The sequence below is a fragment of the Salegentibacter sp. UBA1130 genome (assembly GCF_002311535.1).
Classification (GTDB): Bacteria; Bacteroidota; Bacteroidia; order Flavobacteriales; family Flavobacteriaceae; genus Salegentibacter; species Salegentibacter agarivorans.
In genome coordinates this window covers 24691-48001 of record NZ_DCAP01000025.1, presented here as the reverse complement: position 1 = coordinate 48001, position 23311 = coordinate 24691, and the positions used below count along the sequence as shown (strand labels likewise).

Genomic DNA, 23311 nt, shown 5'->3' with positions numbered 1-23311 from the left:
ACCGCCTTTTTTTAGAAGACCCTTCATCATTCATTTGGTGAAGGGTTTTTTTATGGGATGAAGTGAAAAAAAATATTCTCGGTTTCTTCAAACTAACTTTATAAATATAGGTATAGAGTAGATAGACTAAAGTCTATAGGAAAGTCCTAAAGAGCCAAAATTATATCGAATTAACTATAATTTGCTTATTGAAGGTTGATAAACTTCAGCTCATATCAGTTTAAATAAGTTTTAGCATTATAAGTTCAAATTTATTAAGAACTGGTTCTTTTTTAGAAGGAATACAATTCGATTTTATAAGAATGTTTTAGTCAAAAATCGATTTAACAATGGTCATAATTCCTCGAAACATTAAAAATATTGCTGCTATAAGAGCAATAATCCCTACGATTAATACAGGTATATAATATGGATGATCCTGATTATTAAATGCGGTAAACAGTACTGAAGGGCCTATTAAGCTTAGGGGCAAGGCAAACGCCAGATACTTAACTCCTTTTCCTAATATTTTTTTATTAGTATGTTTCATCTTACTTTCTTAGAGTACAATATATGTAGTAGAATCGACTTCTGAAAGTCTAAAGTATCCAAAAGGATAATTTTCTGGATTGGTTTGATTCACTATATTTCCTTTAACTGTGGCGGGTTGTGACTGGAACGGGCCGCCTCCGTTATTGCCTCCCTGGGAACGAAGTATAAATAAATAATTATAAAAAGGTTCTGATATTCCTTCCATAGTAATGTGAATTTCATTTTCTGCCGCCAAATCTTCGTTAGAATATGATGAGGAAACCTGGTTGCCATCTGTGAATTCATCTTCATAAATTTCCAGGGAGAATTTAGAAGTAGTGATATTACTAAAGCTAAAAAGGTAGAAATTGTCCTCACCGGCCGGATCTGTGAAAAATACTTCAACCTCAAGGTCTTCACGTGTGAATCCGCCTTCATCATTCTGTTCAATATAGTCTATACCTGCAACAGGAACAAAACTGGAAGTAGCCGTGTAAATCTCATCATTATAGTTTATTTCCAGCGTATAATTTTCGTCAAATTCCGGAATAAAATTAGAATTTTGGTATATACCATTTTCCTGATGAGTAAAAATAAATTCTTCACCACTACCAGTTTCAATAATTACTTTAGCTTCTGTTACCGGCTCAATTCCTTCTTCGTAAAAGCCAATGGTTTCTGATAGTTTTATTTGCTGATTGTTACCCGGTGTGCCTATATACCATAGCATAGAAGCATCTATCACTAATCTTGGTTCACTTTGATCCAAATCTAAGTCTATTACTTCTTCGCAAGAAGTGAATGTAAAAAGAAGGATTATAAGTGATAAAATATATAAATTTTTCATCTTAAAAACTGAAATTATAGGTTATAGAAGGTATTATTCCGAACAGACTTAATTTAGCCGATTCGTTTCTTCCGGTATCTTCATTCTCCCTAAAACTTATAGAATTAGCATTTTTCCGGTTATAAACATTGTAAATGCCAAAATTCCAGGAAGATTGAAAGCCTTGTTTTTTATTAGGTTTCGGAATATACGTAGCAGAAAGATCGAGCCTGTGGTAGGCCGGTAATCTATTACTATTTCTATCTCCATAAACCGGAACATTTATTCCGTTAAAATCATATTGCCCTGTTGGGTAAGTGACCGGTAAACCTGTTTGAAATGCAAAATTGGCACTAAAATCCCATTTCTTATTATAATCGTAAGTGGCGGTAAGACTTATATCGTGCGTTTTATCGTAGTTAGTTGCATACCACTTTCCATTATTAATTCCGCTTTCCGCCGTAGTTCTTCCGGGAGTTTGTTGCTCAGATCTTGACAGGGTATAGGCGAGCCAACCAGTAAATCTACCTTCGTTTTTCTTTGCTAAAATTTCCAGACCATAAGCCCGGGATCTACCATTTAAAATTATAGTTTCAATATTATTATTAGCGATAAGATTTGCTCCATTAACATAATCTATCCTGTTTTGAATATCCTTATAAAAGATTTCAGTCTCCAGGCTATATTTTCCGTCATCAATATTTCGAAAATACCCCAGGGCGTATTGATCTAAAATTTGAGGTTTAATAAAGGGTCCGCTGGGGGCCCATACATCAAGAGGAGTGGGAGAGTTAGTGTTGGAGATTAAATGTAAATATTGAGCCATCCTGTTATAACTCGCTTTAACCGACTGATTTTCGCTGAAATTATAAGCTAACGCCAGCCTCGGTTCAAAGTTGGAATAGGTTTTTATAACCTCAGATCTGGAATAGGAATTCTGGTCTACAGGTTGCGCTTCTTCATAAATATCTAATGCTTCATTATAAATAATTGGGTTGTCATTTTCATATTCATTTAAACTTTCCTGGCCCAATCGTAAAAAATTACTAAATCTAAGTCCGTATTCTGCCGTAAGTTTATCTGAAATATTATGTTCTACGGAAAAGTAAGCCGCATTTTCAAGTGCATATTTATCGGTTAGTTTAAAGAAATTTATCCCAGAGTTTTCATCTATTGGAGCAATCTCTCCCGGATTAAATTCATGGTATGTACTGTGGAGACCGTACTCTAATTGAAATGTATTGTTTAAATAGTGGTTAAAATCATATTTTATATTGAGGTTCTTTATACCACTGTCCCAATTGAAGCCAACAAAATTAAGGGTTAAACCATAGTAATAATCACTATAAATAAGTGATAAATTGGTAAAAATATCATCTGAAACCACGTGATTCCATCTAAGGTTAAAGACTGAATTTCCGTAGGTATTTAAAAAGTTTTGATTGATATCAAAAACATCGCGGCCAAAATATCCGGAAAACAATAGCTTATTTTCATCATTTAACTTGTAGGTTAGTTTTGTATTGAGATCATAGAAGTAAGCAGAGTTTGGATTATCGGCTAATTTCAGGAACAAATGCGCATAAGAACTTCTACCGGCAACCAAAAAAGAACCTTTATCTTTTACAATGGGTCCCTCAGCCAGTAACCTACTTGAAATTACCCCAATTCCGCCCTGTGCTTTAAATTCTTTACTATTACCGTCACGTTGATAAATATCAAGAACAGAGGATACCCTTCCGCCATATTTAGCCGGAATTCCACCTTTATATAATTTTAAATCTTTTACAGCATCGGGATTAAACACCGAAAAGAAACCAAAAAGGTGAGAAGAATTAAAAATAGTAGCTTCATCTAATAGAATTAAGTTTTGATCTACCGCGCCACCGCGTACATTAAAGCCAGATGCGCCTTCTCCTGCATTAGAAACTCCCGGTAGGAGCAATAATGATTTTACGATATCTACTTCTCCAAAAACCACCGGTAATTTTTGAATGGTATTAATAGAAAGTTTATTAACGCTCATTTCCGGACTCTTAATATTAAAACCTTCACTATTAGACTTTATAACTACTTCGTCTAAATTTTCAGAACCTTCAGTCATTTCGGTATTAAAGGTGGTATCTTCTGCGATAGTTATTGTTTCTCTTATGGTTTGAAAACCCAGGTAAGAAATTTCAAGTGTATAAGTACCTTCCTGCAGTTTTATGGAATAGAATCCATATTCATTGGTAACCACGCCTTTTTGTTCTTCCGGAATAATAACATTTACACCTATTAATGTTTCATTACTGGACGCATTGGTAATAGTTCCTTTGAGCGTATAGGTTTCCTGAGCATTGATTCCCATTGAAATACACAGGAAAAATAATAAAAGCGGAAAGTGAAATAATATTTTCAAATTTTTTAGGTAAAGATAGTGTAGAAACTCTGTAAAATTGAAAATATACAGAAATTATTAAGATTTGTTTAAAAAGATTAAACAAAAAAATAAAATAAAAAAGCCGAAAAATTAATTTCGGCTTTTAAAAACTATTAAAATTATAAATTTATCCTAGAATATCATTCAATAATTTGCTTGGTCTCATAGCCTTAGAAGTAAGATCTTCGTCTGGTTTATAATAACCTCCAATATTTACAGAAGATCCCTGAGCATCTATTAATTCCTTATTAATTTGCTCTTCGTTTCCTTCTAATTTTGAAGCAACATTAGCAAAATGTTCTTTTAACTCGGCATCCTTATCTTGTGCGGCCAAAGCCTGTGCCCAATATAAAGCCAGGTAAAAATGACTACCGCGGTTATCCAATTCGTTTACTTTTCTGGATGGCGATTTACTATTTTCCAAGAATTTATTGGTAGCGTCGTCTAATGCTTCAGAAAGCACAAGCGCTTTTTTATTCTCATATTTTTCGCCTAAATGCTCTAAGGAAGCTGCAAGAGCAAGGAATTCTCCAAGAGAATCCCAACGCAAGTGGCCTTCTTCAAGAAACTGTTGTACGTGTTTTGGTGCAGATCCACCGGCACCGGTTTCAAATAATCCACCACCATTCATTAAAGGTACAATAGACAGCATTTTTGCACTGGTTCCTACTTCTAAAATTGGAAAAAGGTCGGTTAAATAATCTCTTAACACATTACCTGTAACAGAGATGGTGTCTTTTCCAGCTTTTACTCGTTCCAGCGTATATTTGGTAGCTTCAGCAACCGACATTATTTTAATATCTACACCTTGAGTATCATAGTCTGGAAGATATTGATTCACTTTTTTAATAAGCTCAGCATCGTGAGCACGATTTTCATCTAACCAGAAAATTGCCGGCCAACCGGTAGCTTTTGCTCTGTTTACCGCCAATTTAATCCAATCCTGGATTGGAGCATCCTTAACTTGGCACATTCTCCAGATGTCGCCTTCTTCAACTTCGTGCTCTGTCAAAGTTTTTCCACTTTTATCAATTACACGAACAGTACCGGCAGCGGGAATCTCAAAAGTTTTATCGTGAGAACCATATTCTTCGGCTTTTTGAGCCATTAAGCCCACGTTAGGAACAGTTCCCATGGTAGTAGGATCAAAGGCGCCGTGCTTTTGGCAGAATTCAATAGTTTCCTGGTAAAGGGGAGCATAACTACTATCTGGAATTACCGCTTTGGTATCTTGAGTTTCGTTCTTTTTATTCCACATTTGGCCCGATGTTCTAATCATAGCGGGCATAGATGCATCTATAATCACATCACTTGGTACGTGAAGGTTGGTAATTCCTTTATCAGAATTTACCATTGCTAAATCTGGTCCTTCTTCAAGATCGGCTTTTATTTTAGATTCAATTTCTGCTTTTTTATCGGCAGGAAGTTTTTCAATGGCATTTAATATATCTCCCAGTCCGCTGTTTGGATCTCCTCCTGCGTTTTTAAGCTCTTCGCCATATTCGTTGAAAACATCTTCAAAAAATACGCGTACTGCGTGACCAAAAATAATGGGGTCTGAAACCTTCATCATCGTGGCTTTCATATGTAAAGAAAAAAGCACTCCTTTTTCTTTTGCATCTTTAACCTGTTCTCTAAGAAACTGTAAAAGTGCTTTTTTACTCATTAAAGTGGCGTCAATAACCTCTCCTTTAAGCAAGTGCAAATTATCTTTTAGAACTTTTTTATCGCCATCTTTAGAAGTAAATTCAATTTTTACATCGGTTTCCTCGTTAAGGGTTAGAGATTTTTCATTGGCTTTAAAATCTCCACCATTCATTGTAGCCACATGAGATTTGGAATCTGAACTCCATTCTCCCATAGAATGCGGATGTTTTTTAGCGAAATTCTTTACCGCTTTTGGAGCTCGTCTATCTGAATTTCCTTCACGTAGCACTGGATTTACCGCACTACCTTTTACTTTATCGTAAGTAGCCTGGATTTTCTTTTCTTCATCATTTGAAGGTTCGTCTGGATAGTCTGGTAATTTATAACCTTTTTCCTGTAGCTCTTTAATGGCAGCTTTTAACTGCGGAATAGAAGCACTGATATTAGGTAACTTAATAATATTAGCTTCGGGTTTTTTAGCCAAATCACCAAGTTCGGCTAAATCATCGCTTACTTTTTGATCGTCTGAAAGGTATTGTGGAAACTGAGATAAAATTCTACCTGCCAGGGAGATATCTTTAGTTTCCATCCCAACATTTGCCGCTTTGGTATACGACTTTACAATAGGATAAAAAGAATAGGTAGCTAAAGCCGGGGCTTCATCTGTTTTGGTATAAATGATCTTTCCAATCTGTGTCATTTTGTAATTTTTATAGCTGATTAATTTTGAAATGTCTAAACTCAATGAACGCCCAATTTTCACTGGGCGTTCGAGCTCTGCGCAATATAATATTTTTCAAGCTTTTATCATAGCTGAAGCAAGGTTAAAGCCTGTTAATTATTACAAAAAGGGCATAAAAAAAGCCATTTCATCTTAATAACTAAAATGAAATGGCTTCAACTGAAATAATACGTTCTCACTGAATTTTCGAAATTCTTTAAGGGAAAAATCCCGGTGTGCATTATTTCAATGATTCAAAAATAAAAACTTAGTAAAGTTAGATTTTTGAATCTAAAGGGTTTTTATCTTTCAAACTATTTTTGACCTGGCAAAACATGAGCGTTATATAGAAGATAAAAACCGTATGTAAAGGATTTTAAGCTTTACGCGGAATTTCAATTTAATAAGAAATCCTTTTGTCATTCCCTTCAACTAACCCTTCAACTAAATTCCATATTAAATATACAACAAAACGACAGTAAAATAAAATTTTTAACTTTTTGTTATACAGTGAGTTGGAAGCCTATAGAATGCTGATATTTACGCATAAAAAAGCCCCGAATTTCGGGGCTTTCTATATTATTAAATTTGAAGCAGTTTACTCGGTTACTGCGCGGTAAGCATTTATTCTTCCTTTTCCAAAGAATGTGCTTTGACCGTTGCCATCAACTTTATCTGCAGTTTTTTCAATTTGTTTTGTAACTTCTTGAGGATTCATGTCACCACCATTTTTAGCGATGATTAATGCAGCAACACCAGAAACGTGTGGAGCAGCCATACTTGTACCTACGCTCCAGAATAATGAATTATTATTACCGGTGCTAAGAATCATATCATCAAGAGCAACGTCTCCATCTCCTCCAGGGGCAGCAATGTCTACTAAAGATTTCCCGTGAGTAGTGTAACTTGAAGGAATATCAAAGTTTGTGTAATCTGCAGTCCAGTCGTAACCTTCGGGTGCAGTTGCAGAGACAGTTACCACATTATTTAATCCACCAGGTAGTTTAATATATGCTGAATTTCCATCGTAATTTACCCCATCATTACCTGCTGAAGCTATAATTGTACTTCCTTTTTTATAGGCATAATCTATAGCTTTTTGCTGAGCATTTACAATTTCCATAACATACTTAGCAGGTATTTTATAAGGATCTCCGTTTGCATCAATTAATTTTCCGTTCTTATTCAAAGTAACACCTAAACTCATATTAATAACGTCAGCCGAGTTTTCGCCTGCATAAACAATACCGGCATTAATTGAACTAAAGGCGCCACTTCCTGTAAATTCAGAAAGAACTTTAACAGCTACAAGTTCAGCGTGTGGTGCAACACCAATAAGGCCTAATCCATTTTGAGCAGCAGCAATGGTTCCTGCTACGTGAGTTCCATGATTATCAAAAGGAGTGCTCTCTAAAACATTCCAATCTTCTCCGGGTACAAATGAAGCTGAAAGTGAAGTATTTAAATTGGGTGCCAGTTCTACGTGTTCGGCATCTATACCAGAGTCAAGAACAAATACATTTGCCCCGCTACCAGTAAAACCAGCATTCCATGCATCTGGAGCGTCAATAGCCTCTAATCCCCAAAGATAATCGTAGAAATAATAAGGTTCTGTGCTTCCAATACTAGGTGTGGCTTCTGGAAGATTTGCTTCTATACCTTTAGAGGTAGGTATCCATGCTATTTCATAATCTGGCACCACAGCGTTTATGTTCTTCTTTTTCATGGTGTTCTCTATGAAGTTTACATCTTTTGAACTTACAATAGAAATTCCAATTTCAGGAATAGAACTTACGATCTCACTACCGCTTGTTTTTAGAGAATTTTCTACACTTTTAGTTAAGTCAGAAGATTCAGAAATTACCATATAATTTTTAAATGGTGGCTCCTGTAAATCAGTAGCAAGGTTTTCCTCACTTTCACTTAAATTCTCTTCTTTCTCACATGAGCTAAATACAGCCCCAAATAAGAAAACGCATACAAGCATTTTCCATAATTTAATTGTTGTTTTTTTATAAAATATGTTTTAGTTTTTTCAAGGCCATAAATTACAAGAATAACAACTATTAACAAGAATTTAATATCATTAAATTATAATATTTAGCATTTAGGTTAAAGAAATAACGATAAATACTAAAAAGATTACTGAAATATTAATGATAAAATTGTAGTATGCTGGTTTACTTAAAAATAATCTATAAAAAAAGCCCCGATTTACGGGGCTTTCTATAATTTGAATAAGATGTATTCTATCTTTTAGCTTCCTTAATACGGGCTTTTTTCCCGGTAAGTTCTCTAAAGTAATAAATACGAGCTCTTCTTACTTTTCCTCGTTTGTTCAATTCAATTTTTTGAATTGCAGGAAGGTTTAAAGGAAAAATTCTTTCTACTCCAACGGTTCCACTCATTTTTCTAATGGTGAAAGTTTGTGAAGCACCGCTACCTCTTTTCTGAATTACTACCCCTTTAAAAAACTGGGTACGGGTTTTTTGACCCTCTTTAATTTCGTAATACACAGTAATAGTATCACCTGCAGAAAATTCAGGTAAATCTTTTCTTTCAACGAATTCGTCTTGTACGTACTTAATTAACGATTCCATAATTTCTTATTTAATGTAAAATCTAAAACAACATTCACGGACCTCGCCAGAGGTTATTTTAGAACGAGTGCAAAAGTATTAATTTTAATTTATAATGCAACTTAGAAATTGTAATTATTTTTCTGTTTCATCCAAAAGATCAGGCCTTAAGCGTTTGGTACGCTCCCAGGCTTTTTCTTCCCGCCAGGCTTCTATCTTAGGAAAATTCCCCGAGGTTAATATCTCCGGAACTTTCCATCCTTTATATTCAGCAGGTCTTGTATAAACCGGTGGTGCCAGTAAATTATCCTGAAAAGAGTCAGTTAACGCTGAAGTTTCATTACCCAAAACTCCGGGAATTAATCTTATAATAGCATCACAAACCACGGCAGCACCAAGTTCCCCGCCAGAAAGTACATAATCGCCTATAGAAATTTCTTTGGTAATAAAATGGTCGCGTACTCTTTGATCTACTCCTTTATAATGTCCGCAGAGAATAATGATGTTTTCCTTAAGGGAAAGTGCATTCGCCGTTTTTTGATTAAAACGATCGCCATCCGGGCTCATATAGATTACTTCATCATAATCCCGCTGACTTTTAAGATTAGAAATACACTTATCTATAGGCTCTACCATCATTACCATCCCGGCACCTCCGCCAAATTGATAATCATCAATCTGTTTGTAATTATCGGTTACATAATCTCGTAAATTATGAAGATGAATTTCTACATGACCGCTTTCTATAGCTCTTTTTAAAATAGAAGCCTCAAAAGGGCTTTTAAGTAAATCTGGAACAACGGTAATTATATCTATGCGCATATTTTCTAATAAAATGCAAAGATGCTAATTAAAATTTTAGCTGAAGAAAATTAATCTTTGGCTTTATTCTTTTCATCCTGAAGCATGCGGCCTAAGCGCTGTTCTTTTTCTAAAGCTTTCGCGCGGTATAGGTCAAATTCTTTTTCGGTTTCATCTAACCTATGCTTTGCTTCTTTAGTAGTAGCATTAGAATTTTTAAACTTATAGATAAAGAAAAGTAGTGCGAGAATTAAGACTCCTACAATTCCCCACATCAAGGCCATATAACTTCCTTTGCTAAAGGGCATCCCAAGAAATTTAATAGCATCTTTTTCTTCGTTTACACGCTGAAGATCTTCCTGGGTTTGGGCTAATTGATTTTCAAGATTTTCAATTTCTTCATTTTGATTGGAAATTGTGCTTTGCTCTTCCTGAAGCTCATTTTTTAAATCCTGAACGTGGCGTTTTGTATTGTCTCGTAATTCAATTAAAGCATCATAATCTACCACTTTGTAGCCCTGGTAGTTGTTTGAAGATTCAATAAGGTTGTCAAATTCGTCTTCAATAAAATTAGAAGTAGCCAGGGAATCCTGAGCCGATAAAAAACTGATTGAAAATATTAAAAGTAAACTTGAAAAAATAATATTACGCATCATTTGGGATTTTTCTGGTTGGAATTTATATGCTTGAACGCCTTCTTTTTTTACTTATTGTAAAAGAATTGGTTAATTTGAATCTAATTTTTATAAATTCCTTTAAATTAATTATTTGAGCGCGCAAATGTAAAGTATTCCCAATAAAAAACCCACCAAATTTAGGTGGGTTTTCAGGTATTTTAGCTTATTATAAAATATTAATAATTAGTAAACCTTCTCACTTTCGCGATATACTTTGCCAGCCTTATTAATTGGTGGCTGTACCCATATTCGTTATCATACCAGATATAAAGAATTACGTTTTTACCATCTTCAGAGACTATTGTCGCCTTACTATCATAAATAGCCGGGGCGTTAGAGCCAACAATGTCTGATGATACTAATTCATTATCCAGGGAATATTTAATTTGTTCTACAAGTTCACCTTCAAGGGCGTATTTCTTTAAAATATTATTTACGCCTTCAACAGTGGTTTGACCATCAATTTCCAGATTTAGAATCGCAAGTGACCCATTGGGAACAGGAACCCTAATTGCGTTAGAAGTAAGTTTACCTTCAAACACAGGTAAAGCTTTGGCTACGGCTTTTCCGGCACCGGTTTCGGTAATCACCATATTAAGGGCAGCAGCACGACCTCTTCGGTATTTGCTGTGCATATTATCTACCAGGTTCTGGTCGTTAGTGTAGGCGTGAATAGTTTCTAAATGTCCGTGCACCACACCAAGTGTCTCCTGAACGGCTTTTAACACAGGGGTGATTGCATTCGTAGTACATGAAGCTGCAGAAAATATCGAAATTTTATCAGGATTATATTCTTTATGATTTACACCATGAACAATATTGGGAATGCCTTTCCCGGGAGCAGAAAGTAAAACCTTTGCCGCTCCTTTCGCTTTAAGGTGTCTGCTTAGTGCTTCTTTGTCTCTAAACGCACCGGTGTTATCTATAATTAAAGCTTTATTTATTCCAAATTTTGTATAGTCAATATCCTCAGGTTTATCTGCGGAAATTATCTTAACGGTAGTGCCGTTTATAATAAGTGTGCTATTTTCTTCGTCTATACCAACAGTTCCAGAAAAATCACCGTGAACTGAATCATTTTTTAATAAAGAAGCACGTTTTTCTAAAACATTCCTATCTACAGCACCTCGAGTAACGATAGCTCGCAAACGCAACTGACTGCCCTTACCGGTTCTGGCCATTAATTCTCTGGCTACTAAGCGACCAATACGCCCAAAACCGTAAAGCACAACATCCTTAGGAACAACTTTATCATATTTTTTTGCATCTTTCAGTTTATCTGAAACAAAAGCCATAGCATTAAGATGTCCCTGGTCTTCTAAATGATACTCATAGGTTAATTTCCCAATGTCCAGTTTTGCAGGTGGCAGATCCATATCCTGGATTGCTTTTGCTATTTCTACCGTATCAAATATTGAGATTGGTTTTTCTACAAATTCCCCGGCATATTCGTGTAGATTTAGAATATCGCTTACATTTCGGTTAAGTAATTGATTTCTGAATAAGACCAGCTCAATAGATTTATCGTACCAAAGATCACTTATAATATTAATAAATTGTACGGTCGCTTTGCGCCGGTTTGCCTGAAAAGAAAGTTCCTTTTCGTAAACTTTGTTGAAGCTCATGTGTGGTTTGTGTTGTTTTCCCTCTTTGAGGGGTTAATTTTGCCGAGCCTTAGCTCGAAATTATAAAATAGTTTCTATCTCAAACCTCGTGGACTTCCCCAAGGTTCTTAATTATTGGCGCAAAAGTATATATTTCAAACGTTTTCGTAAAGAAAATTTTGCATAAAAAACTCCCTTTAATTAAGGGAGTTTTAGAAGATTTATTCTTTGCTTTCTATCGCCAAACCATTCGCTGTTTTTCGCCATTTCTATCAACTATGGTAATCACAATATCTTCAGCAAGATTTTTATTTCTAAAGATTCGTTCAACATCGCTTACGCTAGTTACCTCTTTATTATCTATTGCGGTAATAATGGTTCCTACCAATTCTTCCGCAGGTAATCTAGGGGAAAGGGTACGGTGAATTCTTACGCCATTTTCAACATTCAATTCCTGTAATTCTTCCTTACTGGCATTAGAAACTTCTATTTTTATAGGTTCTATAGTGTAGGTTTCAAATTTTGTAAGGGTTACCTTAGCTTCTCTTTTCTTGCCATCTCTAATAAATAGTACATCAATTTCATCGTTAGGACGCTTTGAATTAATATATCCAGTTAGATCAGAAAATTTATTAATGTCTATATTATCTAATTTTCTAATTATATCCCCTTGTTTAAGTCCGGCTTTTTCTGCACCGCTTCCCTCGGTTACTTCAGCCACCATAACTCCCTGGGTAGTTTCAAGTCCTAATTCTTCTACCGCCCGTGGGTTAATATTTCCACCTCTAATTCCTAAAATTCCTTTTTGCACATCACCATACTCCATAATATCTTCTACGATTTTACGGGTATTATTAGAGGGTACGGCAAATGCATAACCTATATAACTTCCGGTTTGGGAAGTAATGGCAGTATTAATTCCAACCAGTTCGCCATTAATATTCACTAAAGCGCCTCCACTGTTACCTGGATTAATCGCGGCATCCGTTTGTATAAAAGATTGCGAAGTAAGATCGCGTGTATTTAAATCTCTTGCGGTAGCACTAATAATTCCAGCGGTTACGGTAGATTTAAGGTTAAAAGGATTTCCAACTGCAAGCACCCATTCTCCCAATTTTACATTGTTAGAATCGCCAAACGGAATATAATCCAGGCCTTCAGCATCAATTTTTAATAGAGCGATATCTGAACTTTCATCGGCTCCAACAATTTCTGCAGTATAGGTTTTGTTATTGTTCAAGGTAACTTCAACCTCATTGGCTTCTCTAATTACGTGGTTGTTGGTTACAATATAACCATCTGGAGAAATAATAACTCCAGAGCCGGCTCCCTGCAGTGCTTTTCCGCCACTATAATTCCCCTGAATTAGATCTCTCATAGTACGCGGACCTTTAAAAACAGCTACGTTTTTAACGTGTACCACTCCGTTAACGGTATTTTCTGCTGCTTCAGTAAAATCGGCATTGGTGCCGTAGATATTTCCTGAGTAATTTGCAGGAATTAATTCGGCTGTAGTATTAGAAACCGGGGGTAAACCTGTGGGCGTTTCTTCTTCAAAAAACATTTTATAGCTCCCTAAAGTCAACGTGCCTCCTAAAATAGAAACGAGAAGTAGTTTAGATAAATTTTTCATTTTCAATCTTGTTTTTATATAATTCAACTTTAAAATTATAATATTAGTATTTTCAGTTTTTAACTTTAACGGCCATTTAACACGGCCTAAAATCGTGTTATTTATAGTATCTTTGTTGCCCTTAAAATTCACGTAATGAAAATTCCATTTTATAAATATCAGGGCACCGGGAACGATTTTGTGATGATTGATAACCGTAAACAACTGTTATCCAAAAACAATACCAAAATAATAAAAATGCTGTGCGACCGTAAATTTGGCATTGGGGGTGACGGACTTATACTTTTGGAAAATCCTGACATAGATGGTGACGATTTTAAAATGGTATATTTTAATGCCGATGGTAATGAAAGCAGTATGTGCGGTAATGGGGGACGTTGTCTGGTAGCCTTTGCGAAATTTCTTGGAATAATAGAAAATGCAGCTACTTTTACGGCAATAGATGGTCCGCATAAAGCGACGATTAGCGACCACCAGGTTAGTTTACAAATGCAGAATGTTGCAGAGATAAAACAACTGGGAAATAGCGCTTTTCTTGATACTGGTTCTCCACATCACGTAATTTTCACTAAAAATGTAGCCGATCTTGATGTGAAAAAAGAAGGTGCTGTAATTAGATATTCAGATGAATATGTAGCCAATGGCGGTACCAATGTGAATTTTGTAGATATGCAGGAAGATAATACCTTTTTAGTTAGAACATACGAAAGGGGAGTGGAAGACGAAACGCTTTCTTGCGGTACAGGGGTTACTGCAGTTGCGCTGGCGGCGCACGCTTCTGGAAAGGCAAATAAGAATACGGTAAAGCTAATTGTTCCCGGGGGCGAATTATCGGTTTCCTTCAGTAAAGAAAACGAAACTTATACAAATGTGTGGTTAACCGGCCCGGCAGAGCAGGTTTTTAAAGGAGAAATAGTATGCCAGGCTTAAGAGGAAATAAGGTTTATTTACGTGCTTTGGAACCCGAGGATCTCGATTTTGTTCATACTGTGGAGAATATAGAAGAGTTTTGGGAAGTAAGTGCCACCCAAACCCCTTATTCACGGTTTCTTATTAAGCAATACCTGGAAAACGCGCATCGCGACATTTACGATATTAAACAATTGCGCTTGGTGATTTGTGATCTTCAGGATAATGAAGTTGGTCTAATAGATATTTTTGACTTCGAGCCAAAAGACCGAAGGGCAGCTTTGGGAATCTTAATTGCCGATCCCTCTGAACGCGGAAAAGGATATGGTGGTGAAGCTCTAAAATTACTTTGCAATTACTGTTTTACCCATCTCGCCATGCACCAGGTTTATGCAAATATCACCGAAGGAAACGAAACCAGCGTAAAACTTTTTGAAAACCTGGGTTTCCAAAGAGTTGGTATAAAAAAAGACTGGACTTATTCTGAAGGCGGTTTTAAAGATGAAATTCTCTATCAATTGATCAATAAATAATGTACATCAAAAAAATTCTACTGGCTATTGCCATTCTTGGGCTTATAGGCCTTTCTGTTTTTAGCTATTATATTTATACCAGTATTTTTTCTGGAAACACCAGTTTTACGGGAGAGAAAAAGATAGTTTATGTGCCTACGGGTGCAGACTATCAAACCGTGATAGATAGCCTTCAGCCTTACGTGGAAGATATGGAATCATTTGACCTTGTTGCCCGAAAAAAGGGTTATGCATCAAATATCAGGGCCGGGAGATACGCTATTAAACCCGGGATGAATAATAATGAATTGGTAAATGCTTTGCGAAGCGGAAATTTACCGGTAAAAATTACCTTTAATAACCAGGAGAGACTGGAAAATCTTGCCGGAAGGGTTGCCCAGCAAATTGAAGCCGATAGTGCAGCTTTAATTAAAGCTTTTAAGGATAAAGAATTCTTAGCTGAAAATGATTTTACTGAAGCTAATGCCTTAGCAATGTATATTCCTAACCAATATGAATTTTACTGGAATACTTCAGCTGAAGAATTTAGAGAGCGAATGAAGCGGGAATACGATCGCTTCTGGACCGATGAAAAGAAGCAAAAAGCCGAAGAAATAGGCTTGAACCCTAAAGAGGTTTCCACACTGGCTTCAATAGTTCACAAAGAAACTGCCAAAGTAGACGAACGCCCAAAAGTAGCGGGAGTTTATATGAACCGGTATAAAAACGGTTGGAAATTAGATGCCGATCCTACAGTGATCTACGCATTGAAAAATAAAACGCAAAAATGGGATACCATTATTAAAAGAGTGCTTTATAAAGATCTGGAATTAGATTCTCCTTATAATACCTATATATACAAAGAGTTACCACCGGGACCTATTTTTATGCCAGATATTTCTGCTATAAACGCCGTGCTTAATTATGAAGATCACGATTACTTCTATTTTGTAGCCGATGTTAAAAATTTTGGCTATCATAAATTCGCCAAAAATTTAGCTCAGCACAATCGAAATAAGCAGGAATATGTGCGTTGGATTAACAAACAAGGTGTAAAAAGATAAAAATAATTTTTACTCAAAATTATTAAGAAAGTTCTAACGCCTTAGCATACGTACTCTTAGAGCGATGTTAAGTCATTCCATAACTTTATAATTTACTTAACAGGTTGTGCTTCAGATTTTTAAAATTTGTTGTACATTTGCACGGCAAAATTGAAAGGGGCGTAAGCTTAATTTTTTTAGCCCAAACCGTTAACCTTTCAGAAACAAAATGTAATGAGAAGGAAAATTGCAAAATTTTCAATCTTGCCTGTTTTTGCAGGCTGCATGTTTTTCAGTTTTTCAACTAGAGAAGCAGCGAATTTGGAAATTGAAGGTTATTCAACTTCCAATTTAGATCTAAACTATACCGTAGCCCTTGTAGAGGAAAGCGAGTTAGCAAAAGATCAAAGCCTTGAAAGGGCGTTACCTGAACTGGGAAAGTCCTATGTTGGTTTTAAAGAAGCGCTAGGTTTTAAAGAATCTCGCGGAAATTATCAAACAATTAATGAGTTTGGTTATATGGGGAAATACCAGTTTGGTATTGGAACCCTGGAATTACTTGGCATTTACAATAGTGCAGAATTCCTTAACTCACCACAACTCCAGGAAGCCGCATTTTATACCAATGCTTCCAGAAACAAATGGATATTAATTCGTGATATTGCACGTTTTGAAGGCAAAGTAATTAATGGGGTGAAAGTAACCGAGTCTGGTATTCTTGCCGCTGCCCATCTTGCTGGACCGGGAAGTGTGAAAAAATACCTTAGAAGCTGGGGAGCCCAGTCTTTTAGTGATGCTTTTGGAACTTCAATTAGAAATTATTTGAAGAAATTTGGCGGTTATGATACTTCGTTTGTAAAACCGGAAAAAAACCCGAGAGTAGATATTCAAGCTTTTAGAGCTTAAATTTCTTTCTGAAATATAAAAATAGCAGGCCTCTTATGGAGGTCTGTTTTTGTTTTACTCCATTCTGAAACCGGTTTGGTTACGATGTACTCTGTAGGTAAGGTAAGATCACAAGCCACGCAAAGCCTGGTCGTGGGATTTAAGAGCTGAAGCAGATCTTCAAGCAATTTATTGTTTCGGTAAGGGGTTTCAATAAAAATTTGCGCTTCCTGCTTTTCAATAGAAAATCGTTCTAAATCTTTAATTTCCTTTTTCCGTTCTCTTTTGTCTATCGGCAAATAGCCGTTAAATGTAAAACGTTGTCCGTTCATTCCGCTGCCCATCATTGCTAATAGAATTGAAGAGGGTCCCACTAATGGAATTACCTGGATGCCTTCATTATGCGCAATTTTCACAATTTCAGCACCTGGATCTGCAACACCGGGACAACCCGCTTCGCTCAATAAGCCTATATTTTTTCCTTCTTTACAATCGTTTAAAAATGAAGGAATTTCTGAAGCTTCAGTGAATTTATTTAGATGAAAAAATTTTAAAGTAGATTGTTGCTTTTCAGGAACCAGCTGTTTTATATGTCTCCTGGCAGTTTTTTCATTTTCGGCAATAAAAATATCCAGGTTTTCCATAATTTCTTTAACCTGAATTGGTAAAACCTGCATTGGGTTTGCCGCTCCCATAGTTGTGGGAATCAGGTAAAGTTTTCCTGAATATCTAAAGTCTGTCATTATGCTTTGTTTTCTTCCTTCAGCTGGTCTGCTATTTTTTCGCAAGCTTCATCCAGCATCTGGTATACATTTTCAAACCCGTGGTCGCCACCAAAATAAGGATCTGGAACATCTACATTTTCAGAAGGGAATATTTCATTAAGAATTAAATGAACTTTCGTCCGGTCGTCATCGTTTCTGGTCAGGGCCATTACATCCTTAAAATTGGAATTATCCATCACATAAATGCGATCGAATTTATCAAAATCTTCCACCTGAAATTGTCTTCCGCGCTGGTATGTAATATCAAGGTTATTCTTTTTCGCTATTGCAACAGAGCGAGGATCTGGCGCATCGTCTATGTGGTAATCTCCGGTCCCGGCCGAATCTACAAATACCTTAGATTGGTCTACCTTAGATTTTAAAATTTCCTCGGCAAGCGGTGATCTGCAAATATTGCCGAGGCACACCATCAATACCTTAGTCTTCATAAAAATGCTTTTATATGGTAAGTTTTTTGTTGAGGTCTTCAACAAACTTTTTGAATTGCTTATCAGTCGTCGCCAGGTTATCTACCGTTTTGCAAGCGTGTAAAACCGTAGCGTGATCGCGTTTTCCAATTTGAGAGCCAATACTTGCCAAAGAAGCTTTTGTAAACTTTTTAGCAAAGAACATGGCCAATTGTCTCGCCTGTACAATATGCCTTTTTCGGGTTTTAGACTGCAAAGTTTGCACATCCATCTGGAAATAATCACTCACCACTTTCTGAATATAATCTATAGAAACTTCGCGCTTGGTATTTTTCACGTAGTTGTCTACGATCTTTTTAGCGAGTTCTAAAGTGATATCTTTTTTGTTGAAAGAAGAGTGGGCAATAAGAGAAATAATAGCACCTTCCAGTTCCCTAATATTGGTTTTAATATTATTAGCCAAAAACTCAACAATTTCTTCCGGCATTTCTACTCCGTCGCGATAAAGTTTGCTTTTAATAATAGAAATACGGGTTTCAAAATCGGGGTGTTGTAATTCTGCTGAAAGTCCCCATTTAAATCTAGAAAGCAGGCGTTGTTCAATATCCTGCATATCTACCGGCGCTTTATCACTGGTAAGAATTACCTGTTTTCCGTTTTGGTGTAAATGATTGAAAATGTGGAAAAATACATCTTGAGTTCCTGCTTTTCCTGAAAGCAATTGGATATCATCCACGATCAAAACATCAATAATCTGGTAAAAATGAATAAAATCGTTTCGGTTATTTTTCTTTACAGATTCTATATACTGTTGGGTAAATTTTTCAGCAGAAATATATAAAACCGTCTTTTCTGGATATTTATCTTTTATTTCAACCCCAATAGCGTGCGCCAAATGTGTTTTTCCCAATCCTACACCACCAAAAATTAGTAACGGATTAAAAGAAGTTCCACCTGGTTTATTGGCTACAGCTAACCCCGCCGATCTTGCCAACCTGTTGGAATCTCCTTCCAGAAAATTTTCAAAATTATAACTCGGGTTAAGTTGAGACTCGATTTTTACATTTCTAATCCCGGGAATTATAAAAGGGTTTTTTAATTCGGGGTTTTTATTTTTTAGTGGCACGTCTACTTCCTGGGAAGCCATATGACTGCGCTGCGTACTCGGGATTTTCTCGGTAAATGGCATTTTATTGCCGTAGGTATTTTCCATTTTGATCACATAGACCAATTTGGCTTTTTCCCCTAATTCTTTGGTAAGAGAAACTTTTAAGAGCTTAACATAGTGTTCTTCTAACCATTCGTAAAAAAACTTTGAGGGCACCTGTATGCTTAGTGCACAATCTGTAAGTTTTACTGCTTGTATAGGTTCAAACCACGTTTTATAAGCCTGTGGAGTGATGTTATCTTTGATAAAAGCCAGACAGCTATTCCAAACTGATTGCGCAGTTTTTGACATGCTTTGTGTTGTATTATTTTAGATTAGTAGTGGTTTATTAGCAGTTAAAAGATTTAGGAGTCTCTCAACTTTGGTAGAACAAATATGTGAACAAATTATGTAATAAAAAAACCGGTTTAGGGTTGAATTTTAAGAAAATTATGTGCATACTTAATTCCGCTTATGAAAGTACAAAACCTCATTCAATTTAGCTGTTAAATTCAATATGAAAAGTCACGTTTCTTATGTTAAAGTCCGTTATGCGGAAACCGATCAAATGGGTGTTGTGCACCACGGTAATTATGCTCAATACTTTGAAATTGCCCGTTTAGACTGGCTTTCGGCGCTTGGGATTTCTTATAAGTCTATGGAGGAAAACGGGGTGATGCTGCCTGTTTATGAGTTGAATACAAAGTTTTTAAAACCTGCGGTTTTTGACGATGAACTTAAAATTGAAGTGCGATTGAAAGAACTTCCCTCGGTAAAAATTACTTTTGAATATTTAGTTTTTAACCAATGTGAAGACTTAATTACAAAAGCTTATACAACATTGGTTTTTATGGATTCCAAAACCAAAAAACCAATTCGCTGCCCGGAGTATATTTTGGATAAGCTGAAGTAGATATTAAACAAACCTCACAGTTTTCAAAACCTCGTATGTTTAATTTTTACTGTGATCCTGTCCCGAAGTTTCGGAACTAATTTAAAACCTAATATTTTTTAAAATCACCTTCAATCTTCCAACCTTTTAATCTCAACCTTATATGTTGAATCAAACTTTTCAAAAATTGCTTCAGCGTCTTTTTTTCTAACCGAAATATAGATCTTGCAATCCAGCTCCAGTTTTTGTTCGATGATATTGAGATTGTTTTCTTTAATTAAACGCATAACAATATTCATTTCAGGATAATCAAAACTGATCTCAAAAGCTTCGTCTATGGTTCGGGTTACTATATTCGATTCTTCCAGCGCCATTTGTGAGGCCGTTTTATAAGCGTTAATCAAGCCGCCTACACCGAGTTTTACACCACCAAAATATCTTACAACGACTATTAATATATTAGTAACCTCAAAAGATTGTATTTGTCCGTAAATAGGCATTCCGGCAGAATTTGAGGGTTCTCCGTCATCATTGGCACGATATTGAAAATCTTGTTTTCCTAATTGCCAGGCGTAACACCAGTGCCGCGCTTTATGATGTTTGGTTTTTAGTTCTTCTAAATGAATATTGGCTTCCTCTTCTGTCTTTACCGGAAAAGCATAACCAAAAAACTTGGAGTTCCGGTCTTTAAACAAGACTTCGGGAGAGGCTTTGGTTATGGTTTTATAGGTGTCTTTCATTATGTATCGCTATTTTTTAGACCTCACAGGTTTCCAAAACCTGTGAGGTCTTTTCAGTAAAACTACTGGCTACTCGCCACAAGGATAATACTTATCACGGCTAACGCAATTCCAATCCAGTTTTTCTTCAAAAGAACTTCTTTAAAAAGTATAATTCCAAGAATTGTAGATGCTAGCACAATCCCTACATGGTTTAAAGTAAAAATAACCGAGTTTTCAATTCCGGGAGCACGCAATGCCATAACCAGGAAATAAATGGAAAAATAGTTCGGAATTCCCAGCGCGATCCCGCCGGCTATATTTTTCCAGGTAATTCTTAATTTTCCTAAAACTGCCTGTCCAATTAAGATTGTTATTCCAATAATCCCGGCGATTCCAAAAATACTGGAAGAAAAAAGGCCGACATCGGTTTCAGAAACATAAAAATTTTCAAGGTAGTTTATGGTGGTGTCAATAATCCCACTTCCAATAAAAACCAAGAGCGGAAATACTAAATTCCTTTTCTTTATTTTAATGCCTTTTGCGGTTTTAATGGAACTCAAATAAACCGCTGCTAGTGCAAGCAGAATCCCCGAAATTTTTAAAAAGCCCAGGCTTTCATCATAAATAAATATTCCGAAGAAAACAGGAATCGCAACCGACATTTTGGTGGCTACTGAAACGACTGAAAGTCCGCTGCGTTGGGTGGTAATCGCGGCAAGATTAAAAACCGTAATAAAAAGCGCACCTAAAATGAGCGTTCCAAAAAACCATTTTTCTGAAGGAATTCTCACAATGTCATCAACACTTTCTATATAGCCAAAAAAGCCCACAATACAGGCGATAAAATAGTTAACAATGATAGCTTGCAGTGTATTTACCCCGTATTTTTTATAGAGCCTAAATACGATAAAAATAACCGTAGAAGAAAGGATGCTAAGCAGCAGGTAGATCAAAATAATTCCTTTTTAGCGGTAAATAAATCGATGACATCTTCTCGGGTAGGTTCAATATTCCAGGTGTGGATTCCTAAATCTTCTGCAGCATCAGTGTTTTCTTTGGTGTCGTCAATAAAAAGACATTCTTGAGGTTTTAAGCCGTGTTGTTTTAGCACAAACTCATAAATTTCAGCATCTGGTTTTCTAAAATTGATCTCGTGTGAAAGATAAAAAGCATCGAAACAAGCTTTAAAATCTTCAAAAAACGGTACATTTTCTTTAACCCAATCTATATGAATTTCGTTAGTGTTACTCAAAAGAATTAATTGGTAATTTTTTTCTTCGGAAATTTTCTTTAAAAACTGGTAACGATATTCAGGGAAATCAACCAAAATAGCGTTCCAGGAATTTTTGAAATGTTCTTCCTGAAGCTGAGTATATTCGCTCTGATAAGATTTTACAAATTCTTCAGAAGAAATAAGCCCTTTTTCATATTTCTGATTGATATTGAGCAAACTTTCTGAAAGTTCTTCGATTTCATGTTTATTCATTTCGCGCATCGTGGCCGGTTTGTCCAGGTTGATGAATACGTCTCCAAAATCGAAAATTATGGTTTTAATCATTCTTATAATTCTTTAAAGTATCACGCTCCAAATTAGTTTCTGAAAGCTTAATTCCTGAAAATTGCGGAGCATTTATTCCCTCGTGAAATTCTGAAATTCCGGTAAAAACTCTGGCTTCATCCCAAAGATTGGCGTCAATAAAAGTCTGAAGTGTTTTTGCGCCACCTTCTATAATAACCGATTGTAAGTTGTGCCGATAAAGCACCTCGCAAATTTGTTTCACTATATCCTGTTGAAAATCAAGCTTTTCAAATATCAAATTATCTCCTGAATTTTTTACATATTCGGTTAAAACAATGGTCTTGATACTGCCATTAAACAATGCAGATTCCTGCGGAATTTTTAATTCTTTGTCTATCACTACCCGCACCGGGTTTTTGCCATTCCAAAGCCTTGTATTTAGTTTGGGGTTATCAGCAATGGCCGTATTGGTGCCTACTAGAATAGCCTGTTCTTCACTTCTCCATTTATGCACCAATTGTTTTGAATATTGATTCGTGATCCAAACCGGCTCGCGTTTTTCCTGGACTTTTGGAGCGATAAATCCATCAGCGGTTTGCGCCCATTTCAAAATAATATAAGGCTGTTTCTTTTGATGGAAAGTGAAAAAACGTTTGTTGAGATCCTGGCATTCTTTTTCCAGAATTCCTACCTGAACTTCGCAACCGGCTTCCATCAGTTTCTTGATGCCGCGACCGGCAACTTCAGCAAAAGGATCTACTGTACCAATAATCACTTTTTTAATACCCTTAGCGATAATTAGATCGCTGCAAGGCGGCGTTTTTCCAAAATGACTGCAGGGTTCCAGACTCACATAGATGGTAGACTTTTTTAAAAGCGATTCATCTCTCACAGAATTTACAGCGTTTACCTCGGCGTGTGGGGCTCCTGCTTTTTGATGCCAGCCTTCACCGATTATCTTGTTTTTATAAACAATTACGCTGCCTACCAGCGGATTGGGATAGGTGGCTCCCAGTCCGTTTTTGGCCAGTTCAATACAGCGTTTTATATATTTTTCGTGTATATTCACG

22 protein-coding genes are annotated in these 23311 nt (G+C 36.1%); 5 read left to right on the top strand and 17 right to left on the bottom strand.

Features of this window, described 5'->3' with window-relative positions; genetic code table 11:
- Window positions 1–307 precede the first annotated feature (307 nt).
- The 10 genes from B4F31_RS09925 to B4F31_RS09880 all read right to left on the bottom strand — a co-directional run bounded on the left by B4F31_RS09925 (window position 308) and on the right by B4F31_RS09880 (window position 13420).
- Window positions 308–529, bottom strand: coding sequence for a DUF6095 family protein (locus B4F31_RS09925; RefSeq protein ID WP_075327581.1), 222 nt, complete (start codon window positions 527–529; stop codon window positions 308–310).
- 9 nt (window positions 530–538) lie between these two features.
- Window positions 539–1357 (bottom strand): DUF4249 domain-containing protein, encoded by an 819-nt coding sequence (locus B4F31_RS09920; protein WP_286761246.1) that lies wholly within the window; start codon window positions 1355–1357, stop codon window positions 539–541.
- A 1-nt stretch (window position 1358) separates the two neighbouring features.
- Window positions 1359–3686, bottom strand: coding sequence for a TonB-dependent receptor (locus B4F31_RS09915; protein ID WP_093303739.1), 2328 nt, complete (start codon window positions 3684–3686; stop codon window positions 1359–1361).
- 199 nt (window positions 3687–3885) lie between these two features.
- Window positions 3886–6105 (bottom strand): NADP-dependent isocitrate dehydrogenase, encoded by a 2220-nt coding sequence (locus B4F31_RS09910; protein ID WP_286761245.1) that lies wholly within the window; start codon window positions 6103–6105, stop codon window positions 3886–3888.
- A 619-nt stretch (window positions 6106–6724) separates the two neighbouring features.
- Window positions 6725–8113, bottom strand: a complete 1389-nt coding sequence (locus tag B4F31_RS09905; RefSeq protein ID WP_286761244.1) for a S8 family peptidase — start codon at window positions 8111–8113, stop codon at window positions 6725–6727.
- Between the two features lie 262 nt (window positions 8114–8375).
- Window positions 8376–8726 carry a 50S ribosomal protein L19 gene (gene rplS / locus B4F31_RS09900; RefSeq protein WP_037319936.1) on the bottom strand — a complete coding sequence of 117 codons (351 nt, stop codon included), beginning with the start codon at window positions 8724–8726 and terminating at the stop codon, window positions 8376–8378.
- A 114-nt stretch (window positions 8727–8840) separates the two neighbouring features.
- The gene (gene trmD / locus B4F31_RS09895; protein WP_075327577.1) at window positions 8841–9527 is read right to left on the bottom strand and encodes a tRNA (guanosine(37)-N1)-methyltransferase TrmD; all 687 of its coding nucleotides are present in this window, start codon (window positions 9525–9527) and stop codon (window positions 8841–8843) included.
- A 50-nt stretch (window positions 9528–9577) separates the two neighbouring features.
- Window positions 9578–10162, bottom strand: coding sequence for a hypothetical protein (locus B4F31_RS09890; protein ID WP_232228859.1), 585 nt, complete (start codon window positions 10160–10162; stop codon window positions 9578–9580).
- A gap of 197 nt (window positions 10163–10359) precedes the next feature.
- A complete protein-coding gene (locus B4F31_RS09885) occupies window positions 10360–11808 on the bottom strand; it encodes a glyceraldehyde-3-phosphate dehydrogenase (protein ID WP_286761243.1) in 1449 nt (482 codons plus the stop codon).
- Window positions 11809–12022: 214 nt separating this feature from the next.
- Window positions 12023–13420: a trypsin-like peptidase domain-containing protein gene (locus tag B4F31_RS09880; protein WP_286761242.1), complete on the bottom strand. Its 1398-nt coding sequence runs from the start codon at window positions 13418–13420 to the stop codon at window positions 12023–12025.
- A gap of 135 nt (window positions 13421–13555) precedes the next feature.
- On the opposite strand from B4F31_RS09880, the gene dapF reads away from it, so the two are divergent.
- The 4 genes from dapF (at window position 13556) to B4F31_RS09860 (ending at window position 16790) form a co-directional block, all read left to right on the top strand.
- Complete coding sequence (gene dapF, locus B4F31_RS09875; RefSeq protein WP_286761241.1) at window positions 13556–14350, top strand: diaminopimelate epimerase; 795 nt, start codon at window positions 13556–13558, stop codon at window positions 14348–14350.
- The gene (locus B4F31_RS09870) at window positions 14338–14862 is read left to right on the top strand and encodes a GNAT family N-acetyltransferase (RefSeq protein WP_286761240.1); all 525 of its coding nucleotides are present in this window, start codon (window positions 14338–14340) and stop codon (window positions 14860–14862) included. The genes dapF and B4F31_RS09870 overlap by 13 nt, the downstream gene beginning before the upstream one ends.
- Complete coding sequence (gene mltG, locus B4F31_RS09865) at window positions 14862–15905, top strand: endolytic transglycosylase MltG (RefSeq protein ID WP_075327573.1); 1044 nt, start codon at window positions 14862–14864, stop codon at window positions 15903–15905. The genes B4F31_RS09870 and mltG overlap by 1 nt, the downstream gene beginning before the upstream one ends.
- Window positions 15906–16118: 213 nt before the next feature.
- On the top strand, window positions 16119–16790 hold the full coding sequence (locus B4F31_RS09860) for a peptidoglycan-binding protein LysM (RefSeq protein ID WP_075327572.1): 672 nt from the start codon (window positions 16119–16121) through the stop codon (window positions 16788–16790).
- On the opposite strand, the gene B4F31_RS09855 is transcribed toward B4F31_RS09860, so the two are convergent.
- From B4F31_RS09855 to dnaA, 3 genes are read right to left on the bottom strand one after another with little or no spacing between them, the layout of a single operon-like run.
- The gene (locus B4F31_RS09855; RefSeq protein ID WP_286761239.1) at window positions 16787–17512 is read right to left on the bottom strand and encodes an SAM-dependent methyltransferase; all 726 of its coding nucleotides are present in this window, start codon (window positions 17510–17512) and stop codon (window positions 16787–16789) included. The two genes, B4F31_RS09860 and B4F31_RS09855, sit on opposite strands and share 4 nt — an antisense overlap.
- Window positions 17512–17982 carry a low molecular weight protein-tyrosine-phosphatase gene (locus tag B4F31_RS09850; RefSeq protein WP_075327570.1) on the bottom strand — a complete coding sequence of 157 codons (471 nt, stop codon included), beginning with the start codon at window positions 17980–17982 and terminating at the stop codon, window positions 17512–17514. The genes B4F31_RS09855 and B4F31_RS09850 overlap by 1 nt, the downstream gene beginning before the upstream one ends.
- A 10-nt stretch (window positions 17983–17992) precedes the next feature.
- Complete coding sequence (gene dnaA / locus B4F31_RS09845; RefSeq protein WP_079714042.1) at window positions 17993–19420, bottom strand: chromosomal replication initiator protein DnaA; 1428 nt, start codon at window positions 19418–19420, stop codon at window positions 17993–17995.
- Window positions 19421–19625: 205 nt separating this feature from the next.
- Here dnaA and B4F31_RS09840 point away from each other — a divergent pair, with 205 nt between their 5' ends.
- Complete coding sequence (locus tag B4F31_RS09840; RefSeq protein WP_286761238.1) at window positions 19626–20021, top strand: acyl-CoA thioesterase; 396 nt, start codon at window positions 19626–19628, stop codon at window positions 20019–20021.
- Window positions 20022–20131: 110 nt separating this feature from the next.
- Here the strand turns inward: B4F31_RS09840 and B4F31_RS09835 are convergent, their stop codons facing one another.
- The 4 genes from B4F31_RS09835 to ribD all read right to left on the bottom strand — a co-directional run bounded on the left by B4F31_RS09835 (window position 20132) and on the right by ribD (window position 23310).
- A complete protein-coding gene (locus B4F31_RS09835; RefSeq protein WP_075327567.1) occupies window positions 20132–20740 on the bottom strand; it encodes an IMPACT family protein in 609 nt (202 codons plus the stop codon).
- 62 nt (window positions 20741–20802) lie between these two features.
- Window positions 20803–21675 (bottom strand): hypothetical protein, encoded by an 873-nt coding sequence (locus B4F31_RS09830; RefSeq protein WP_075327566.1) that lies wholly within the window; start codon window positions 21673–21675, stop codon window positions 20803–20805.
- Window positions 21672–22280 carry an HAD family hydrolase gene (locus B4F31_RS09825; RefSeq protein ID WP_093303724.1) on the bottom strand — a complete coding sequence of 203 codons (609 nt, stop codon included), beginning with the start codon at window positions 22278–22280 and terminating at the stop codon, window positions 21672–21674. Before B4F31_RS09825 ends, B4F31_RS09830 begins: the two co-directional genes overlap by 4 nt.
- On the bottom strand, window positions 22273–23310 hold the full coding sequence (gene ribD / locus B4F31_RS09820; RefSeq protein ID WP_075327564.1) for a bifunctional diaminohydroxyphosphoribosylaminopyrimidine deaminase/5-amino-6-(5-phosphoribosylamino)uracil reductase RibD: 1038 nt from the start codon (window positions 23308–23310) through the stop codon (window positions 22273–22275). The genes B4F31_RS09825 and ribD overlap by 8 nt, the downstream gene beginning before the upstream one ends.
- Between the last annotated feature and the right edge of the window lies 1 nt (window position 23311).

Bases quoted from the DNA above. Each gene is read 5' to 3' on its own strand.
- B4F31_RS09925 (WP_075327581.1), bottom strand. From the start codon at position 529: ATGAAACATACTAATAAAAAAATATTAGGAAAAGGAGTTAAGTATCTG.
- B4F31_RS09920 (WP_286761246.1), bottom strand. From the start codon at position 1,357: ATGAAAAATTTATATATTTTATCACTTATAATCCTTCTTTTTACATTC.
- B4F31_RS09915 (WP_093303739.1), bottom strand. From the start codon at position 3,686: ATGGGAATCAATGCTCAGGAAACCTATACGCTCAAAGGAACTATTACC.
- B4F31_RS09910 (WP_286761245.1), bottom strand. From the start codon at position 6,105: ATGACACAGATTGGAAAGATCATTTATACCAAAACAGATGAAGCCCCG.
- B4F31_RS09905 (WP_286761244.1), bottom strand. From the start codon at position 8,113: ATGCTTGTATGCGTTTTCTTATTTGGGGCTGTATTTAGCTCATGTGAG.
- rplS (WP_037319936.1), bottom strand. From the start codon at position 8,726: ATGGAATCGTTAATTAAGTACGTACAAGACGAATTCGTTGAAAGAAAA.
- trmD (WP_075327577.1), bottom strand. From the start codon at position 9,527: ATGCGCATAGATATAATTACCGTTGTTCCAGATTTACTTAAAAGCCCT.
- B4F31_RS09890 (WP_232228859.1), bottom strand. From the start codon at position 10,162: ATGATGCGTAATATTATTTTTTCAAGTTTACTTTTAATATTTTCAATC.
- B4F31_RS09885 (WP_286761243.1), bottom strand. From the start codon at position 11,808: ATGAGCTTCAACAAAGTTTACGAAAAGGAACTTTCTTTTCAGGCAAAC.
- B4F31_RS09880 (WP_286761242.1), bottom strand. From the start codon at position 13,420: ATGAAAAATTTATCTAAACTACTTCTCGTTTCTATTTTAGGAGGCACG.
- dapF (WP_286761241.1), top strand. From the start codon at position 13,556: ATGAAAATTCCATTTTATAAATATCAGGGCACCGGGAACGATTTTGTG.
- B4F31_RS09870 (WP_286761240.1), top strand. From the start codon at position 14,338: ATGCCAGGCTTAAGAGGAAATAAGGTTTATTTACGTGCTTTGGAACCC.
- mltG (WP_075327573.1), top strand. From the start codon at position 14,862: ATGTACATCAAAAAAATTCTACTGGCTATTGCCATTCTTGGGCTTATA.
- B4F31_RS09860 (WP_075327572.1), top strand. From the start codon at position 16,119: ATGAGAAGGAAAATTGCAAAATTTTCAATCTTGCCTGTTTTTGCAGGC.
- B4F31_RS09855 (WP_286761239.1), bottom strand. From the start codon at position 17,512: ATGACAGACTTTAGATATTCAGGAAAACTTTACCTGATTCCCACAACT.
- B4F31_RS09850 (WP_075327570.1), bottom strand. From the start codon at position 17,982: ATGAAGACTAAGGTATTGATGGTGTGCCTCGGCAATATTTGCAGATCA.
- dnaA (WP_079714042.1), bottom strand. From the start codon at position 19,420: ATGTCAAAAACTGCGCAATCAGTTTGGAATAGCTGTCTGGCTTTTATC.
- B4F31_RS09840 (WP_286761238.1), top strand. From the start codon at position 19,626: ATGAAAAGTCACGTTTCTTATGTTAAAGTCCGTTATGCGGAAACCGAT.
- B4F31_RS09835 (WP_075327567.1), bottom strand. From the start codon at position 20,740: ATGAAAGACACCTATAAAACCATAACCAAAGCCTCTCCCGAAGTCTTG.
- B4F31_RS09825 (WP_093303724.1), bottom strand. From the start codon at position 22,280: ATGATTAAAACCATAATTTTCGATTTTGGAGACGTATTCATCAACCTG.